The sequence below is a fragment of the Streptomyces sp. SID5785 genome (assembly GCF_009870065.1).
Taxonomy (GTDB): domain Bacteria; phylum Actinomycetota; class Actinomycetes; order Streptomycetales; family Streptomycetaceae; genus Streptomyces.
The window spans coordinates 1-6,070 of the sequence record NZ_WWIA01000297.1; the positions used below are offsets into that span (position 1 = coordinate 1).

The following is a 6,070-nucleotide window of genomic DNA, read 5'->3' on the forward strand; positions in this document are numbered from 1 at the left end:
CGGCCGCCCTCGCTCTCCCCCTGACCCTGCCCGCCCCCGCCGCCGCGGCCCCCGCCGCCGAGGCCGTGCCCGGCAGCACGCAGTCGCTGCCGCTGACCCCGCTCGGCACCGACCGTTCGACAGCCGCCGCGCGTCAGCAGGGTCTGCCGCAGCGCGACGTCCGCCCGTTCTCGCTGGTCGGCGTCGTCTGGAACGACCCGGCCGTCGCGCTGAACGGACACGTCGAGGTCCGTACCCGTACGACCGGGACCACCACCTGGTCCCGCTGGCAGGACCTCGAGACCCACAACGACGACGCCCCGGACCCGGGCACCGCCGAGTCCTCCGGCCGCACCCTGCGCGGCTCGACGGCCCCGCTGTGGGTCGGCGACTCGGACGGCGTCGAGGTGCGGGTGGAGGCCGGCACCCCCGCCGGGGCCGACCGCGGTACCGAGTCCCAGCCCCTCCCCGAGGGCCTGCGGCTCGAACTCGTGGACCCGGGTGAGGAACCCGCGGCGCAGGGCGCCCCGGCCGACGGCCCCCGTACCGCGAACCTCACCGCCGAGACCGCCGCCGCCTCCGCCGTGAACGCCCAGCTCGCCCCGCTCGGCGCCGCAGAGATCCCCGCCCTCTCGCGCCGGCAGACCCAGGACGCGCTGACCGCCGCCCGCGGGGGAGAGCCGGACCGGGCGCAGGCCGGCCCGTACATCGGCCCGCGCCCGCGCATCGTCACCCGCAAGGGCTGGGGCGCGGACGAGAAGCTGCGCGAGAGCCAGTTCCTGTACACGGACACGGTGAAGGCCGCGTTCGTCCACCACAGCGCGTCGGGCAACAACTACCGCTGCTCGCAGGCGCCTTCCGTCATTCGCAGTATCTACCGCTACCACGTCAAGAGCAGCGGCTGGCGTGACATCGGCTACAACTTCCTCGTCGACAAGTGCGGCACCATCTACGAGGGCCGGGCGGGCGGCGTCGCGAAGCCCGTCATGGGCGCCCACACCCTCGGCTTCAACTCCGACACCATGGGCGTCGCCGTGCTGGGCTCCTTCGGCAGCTCGAACCCGCCGGCGGCCGCCGTGAAGGCCATCTCACAGCTGACGGCGTGGAAGCTCGGCCTGTTCGGCGCGGACCCCAGCGGCTCGACGAACCTCGTCTCGGCCGGTGGAAATCTGTACGAGAAGGGTAAAAGCGTCCGGCTGAAGGTAATCTCCGGCCACCGGGACGGCTTCGCAACCGAATGCCCGGGAGAACGTCTCTACAACCAGCTCGGTACGGCCCGCACCACATCGGCGCAGCTCCAGGGGCGCTGACACGCAGACGCCGGCCGTCTCCCGGGCACCTCGCACGGTCTGCATACACTGGCCGGCCGAAAGACAGTTCGGCCGGCCCCAGCAGGAAGCAGAGACGACAGGTGACAGAAGCGATCCTCCTGGTCGGCGGCAAGGGCACCAGACTGCGCCCACTCACGGTGAACACGCCGAAACCGATGGTTCCCGCGGCCGGTGTCCCGTTCCTCACCCACCAGCTCGCCCGCGCGAAAGCGGCCGGGGTCGACCACATCGTGCTGGCCACCTCCTACCTGGCCGAGGTCTTCGAGCCGTACTTCGGTGACGGCTCGCGGCTCGGCCTCCATCTCGAGTACGTGACCGAAGCCGAGCCCCTCGGCACCGGCGGCGCCATCCGCAACGTGGCCTCCCGGCTGCGTTCCGGCCCCGACGACCCGGTCCTGATCTTCAACGGCGACATCCTCACCGGCCTCGACATCGGCGCCCTCGTCCACGAGCACGAGTCGACCGGCGCCGACGTCTCCCTGCATCTGTCGCGGGTCGAGGACCCGCGCGCGTTCGGGCTCGTCCCGACGGACGGCACCGGGCGCGTCACGGCCTTCCTGGAGAAGCCGCAGACCCCCGAGGAGATCGTCACCGACCAGATCAACGCGGGCGCGTACGTCTTCCGCCGCTCGGTCATCGACACGATCCCGGTGGGCCGGCCCGTCTCGGTCGAGCGGGAGACGTTCCCCGGCCTCCTCTCCGCCGGGGCCCACCTCCAGGGCATGGTCGACTCCACGTACTGGCTGGACCTCGGCACGCCGCAGGCGTTCGTACGCGGCTCCGCCGACCTGGTCATGGGCCGCGCCCCGTCCCCGGCCGTGCCCGGGCGCCGAGGCGACCGGCTGGTCCTGGCCACCGCCGAGGTCGCCGCGGACGCCAAGCTCACCGGCGGCACGGTGATCGGGGAGCACGCGCGCGTGGGCGAGGGCGCCCGGATCTCCGGCTCCGCCGTCCTGGACGGCGCGGTGATCGAACCGGGCGCCGTGATCACCGACTCGCTGATCGGCCGCGGCGCCCGGGTCGGCGCCCGCACGGTCCTCACCGGGGCGGTCGTCGGCGACGGCGCCCACGTGGGCGCGGACAACGAGCTGCGGGACGGCGTCCGCGTCTGGTGCGACGCCCACCTCCCGGACGCCGCGATCCGCTTCTCGTCCGACGAGTAGCCCGCTTCTCGTGGGGCGAGTGGCCCGCTTCTCCTCGGACGGATAGCCCCGCTCTCGTCGGGCGAGTGGCTCGCTTCTCCTCGGACGAGTGGCCTGCTTCTCCTCGGGCGAGTGGCTCCGCCCCTCCCTCGTCCCCGGCCCGCCCGGCGGGTGTGCACTCCGGGGCACCGGCCGCCCCCGCGCCGACCGGTGCGCCCCCGGCGCCGCCGTCCGCCGGGCTACCCTCGTCGGATGGCCGGCCGCCGATACGCCCCCCGCACCGCACCCCCGCAGACCCGCACCACGGTCCGCGGCGGTGAGACCCGCGTGCCCCGGCCCGGGCGCGCGGCGGGCGCCGGGCCCGAGGCGGCGGTCACCCGCACCTACACGCCGCCCGCCCCGCTCCATCTGGGGCTCACCCTCGGGCCGCTGCGCCGCGGGCCGGCCGACCCCGCCTTCCGCGTGACGCCGGACGGCTCGGTGTGGCGGGTGAGCCGCACCCCGCTGGGCCCCGCGACGCTGCGCGTCACCCAGCGGGCCGAGGACCGGGTCGAGGCAAGCGCCTGGGGGCCGGGGGCGCCCTGGTTCCTGGAACAACTTCCGGCGCTGCTCGGCGAGTTGGACGACCCGGCGCCGTTCGAGCCGCGACACCGGCTGGTCGCCCACACGGCCCGCCGCCGCCCCGGGCTGCGCCTGACCCGCACCGGACTGGTCCTGGAGTCGCTGATCCCGTCCGTCCTGGAGCAGAAGGTCACGACGGACGAGGCCTACCGGGCCTGGCGCCTGCTCCTGACCCGGTACGGCGTGCCGGCCCCGGGCCCGGCCGGAGCGGAGCTGCGGATGCGGGTGTTCCCCGAGCCGCGTGCCTGGTCGCTGATCCCGTCCTGGGAATGGCACCGGGCGGGCGTCGACAACAAACGCGCCTCCACGATCCTGCGCGCCGTGCAGGTGGCGCGGCGCCTGGAGGAGGCGGCGCACATGGACCCGCCCGCGGCCCGCGCCCGTCTCGAACTCGTCCCGGGCATCGGCCCGTGGACCTCCGCCGAGACGGTCCAGCGCACGAACGGCGCCCCCGACGAGGTCACCACCGGCGATCTGCACCTGCCGGGCATCATCGGCCACGCCCTCGCCGGACACCGTGACGCGACCGACGACGACATGCTCGAACTGCTCGCCCCGTACGCGGGCCAGCGCCACCGCGCGGCCCGCCTGATCCTGCTCAGCGGGGTGTCACCGGCCCGTCGGCAACCCAAGATGCGGCGCGTGAACATCGCGGAGTGGTGACCGGCGCCGCAAGGTGACCCGGCGCGGCGCGCGCCATGGTGCTCCCGCCGGGGTCTTCGCCCCCGGCGGCGGTCAGCGCACCTCGACGAAGTCCGTCACCTCGCGCGGCGGTCGCGCGGCAGGCGGCCCGGCCGGGTGCCCGACCGCGACGGCCCCCATGGGGTCCCAGTCCCCGGGCAGCCCGAGCACGCCGCGCACGACGTCCCGGCAGAACATGGTCGACGACACCCAGGCGGAGCCGAGCCGCTCCCCGGCGAGCGCCACCAGGAAGTTCTGCACCCCGGCCCCGGTCGCGACGACGAACATCTCGCGCTCGGCCGCGTCCCGCCGCCCGTCCCCGTAGGTGTGCGCGCCGTCCGTCACCAGGCAGGGCACCACCAGGTACGGCGCGCGGCGCAGGACGTCGCCCCGGCGCACGCGTTTGGCGATCGACTCCTCGCTCTTGCCGTCCCGGCGCAGGTCCGCGATCCACGCGTCCCGCATCGCGTCGAGCAGCTTCGTGCGCGACCCGGGGGATTCGAGCAGCACGAACCGCCACGGCGTCGTGTGGTGCGGCGCGGGCGCCGTCACGGCCGCGGCGACGGCCCGGCGCACTGCGTCCGGATCGACGGGCTCGTCCGTGAAGGACCGCACCGTGCGGCGCTGCGTCACCGCTTCCCGTACGGCTTCCGAGGTACCGAGACGGAACATGTCGTCGCGAGCTTCGCGCACCAACTGCCGTGCGGTGGCGCCCCGTTCGCCTCGCTCGCCCCGCTCGCCGGTGAGGTCGGGAAGCCCGCGGACGACGGCGACGGGCAGCCCGCCGGACTTGCCCTTGACGAGGTCGCCGGCCGCGGCGAGTTCGTCGGCGGTGGCCACGACGGTCGCGCTCAGCGGATTGCCGTGCGCGTCCGTGCCGCCGCGGAGATCGTCGAGCACCTGGACGCCGGCGGCGCCGATGGCGACGTCGGTCAGCCCGTTCCTCCAGGGGCGGCCGAAGGTGTCCGTGACGACGACGCCGACGTCCACGCCGAGCGTGGCGCGCACGCCGTCGCGGATCGCGGCGGCCGAGGCGTCCGGGTCCTCGGGCAGCAGGAGCACGGTGCCCGCCGGGGTGTTCGACGCGTCGACACCGGCCGCGGCCATGACCAGGCCCAGCCGGTTCTCGACGATGCGCAGCGGGCCGCGGCGGGCCACGACGCGCACCGTCTCCGCGTCGATCGCGGCCTCACGGTCGTCGGCCCGCACGACCCGGCCCTCGGCCTTGCTGACGATCTTCGAGGTGACCAGGAGGACGTCCCCGTCGGCGAGGTCCGGCTCGGCGGCGACGATCAGCGCGGCCAGGTCGTCCCCCGCGGCGACCTCGGGGATGCCGGGGACCGCCCAGGCGCGGAAGGAGGGCGCGTCGGTCACGGGATCCGGACCTCCTCGGCGAGGGCGAGCGCGGCGCGTGCCATGGCGGCGGCCGCGGTGCCCTCCGCGGGGTCGGTCATCATCAGCGGGACGGCCCGGCAGCGGATGCCGGCCGCCTCGACGCGCTCCACGGCCCCCTCGTCCACGGTGTCCACGAGCCACCCGTCGAGCAGCCCCGACCCGTAGTGCTCGGCGACGGCCGCCGCGCTGGACTCGACGCCGACCGCGGCGAGCACTTTGTCGGCCATGCCGCGCACCGGCGCGTCCCCGACGATGGGGGAGAGCCCGACGACGGGCACCCCGGCCTCGGCGATGGCCTCCCGGATGCCGGGCACCGCGAGGATCGTGCCGATGCTGACGACGGGGTTGGACGGCGGGAAGAGGATGACGTCGGCCGCGGAGATCGCCTCGAGGACGCCGGGCGCGGGCGTCGCCTGCTCGGCGCCGACCGGCACGATCGCGTGCGCGTCCACGGAGGCGCGCAGCTTCACCCAGTACTCCTGGAAGTGCACGGCGCGGCGCTCGCCGTCGAGCGTGACGGCGACGTGCGTCTCGACGCGGTCGTCCGACATGGGGATGAGGCGGACGCCGGGCTTCCAGCGCTCGCAGAGCGCCTCGGTGACCGCGCTGAGCGGGTAGCCGGCGGCCAGCATCTGCGTGCGCACGATGTGGGTCGCGAAGTCCCGGTCGCCGAGCCCGAACCACTCGGGCCCGGCTCCGTACGCCGCGAGTTCCTCCTTGACGCGGTGCGTCTCGTCGGTCCGCCCCCAGCCCTGCTCCTCGTCGATGCCGCCGCCCAGGGTGTACATCACCGTGTCGAGGTCGGGACAGACCTTGAGCCCGAAGAGGTGGATGTCGTCCCCGGTGTTGCCGATGACCGTGATGTCCGCGTCCGGGGCCGCCTGCTGGAGACCACGAAGGAACCGGGCACCACCGATGCCA

5 protein-coding genes are annotated in these 6,070 nt (G+C 74.9%); 3 read left to right on the forward strand and 2 right to left on the reverse strand.

The features are described 5' to 3' along the window. From GTW43_RS09145 to GTW43_RS09155, 3 genes are all read left to right on the forward strand, one after another. A partial coding sequence (locus GTW43_RS09145) for an N-acetylmuramoyl-L-alanine amidase (protein ID WP_161301121.1) occupies positions 1-1,289 on the forward strand: 1,289 nt, incomplete at its 5' end. A 101-nt stretch (positions 1,290-1,390) separates the two neighbouring features. After that, positions 1,391-2,473 (forward strand): NDP-sugar synthase, encoded by a 1,083-nt coding sequence (locus tag GTW43_RS09150; protein ID WP_161301122.1) that lies wholly within the window; start codon positions 1,391-1,393, stop codon positions 2,471-2,473. 231 nt (positions 2,474-2,704) lie between these two features. Beyond that, positions 2,705-3,736 carry a DNA-3-methyladenine glycosylase 2 family protein gene (locus GTW43_RS09155; RefSeq protein WP_202501245.1) on the forward strand — a complete coding sequence of 344 codons (1,032 nt, stop codon included), beginning with the start codon at positions 2,705-2,707 and terminating at the stop codon, positions 3,734-3,736. Positions 3,737-3,808: 72 nt separating this feature from the next. Here GTW43_RS09155 and GTW43_RS09160 read toward each other — a convergent pair whose 3' ends face one another. Next, positions 3,809-5,128 (reverse strand): coenzyme F420-0:L-glutamate ligase, encoded by a 1,320-nt coding sequence (locus GTW43_RS09160; RefSeq protein ID WP_161301123.1) that lies wholly within the window; start codon positions 5,126-5,128, stop codon positions 3,809-3,811. After that, positions 5,125-6,070, reverse strand: a 946-nt coding sequence (cofD, locus tag GTW43_RS09165) for a 2-phospho-L-lactate transferase (RefSeq protein ID WP_161301124.1), incomplete at its 5' end; no start/stop codon positions are given. The genes GTW43_RS09160 and cofD, both read right to left, overlap by 4 nt.

Bases quoted from the DNA above. Each gene is read 5' to 3' on its own strand.
- GTW43_RS09155 (WP_202501245.1), top strand. From the start codon at position 2,705: ATGGCCGGCCGCCGATACGCCCCCCGCACCGCACCCCCGCAGACCCGC.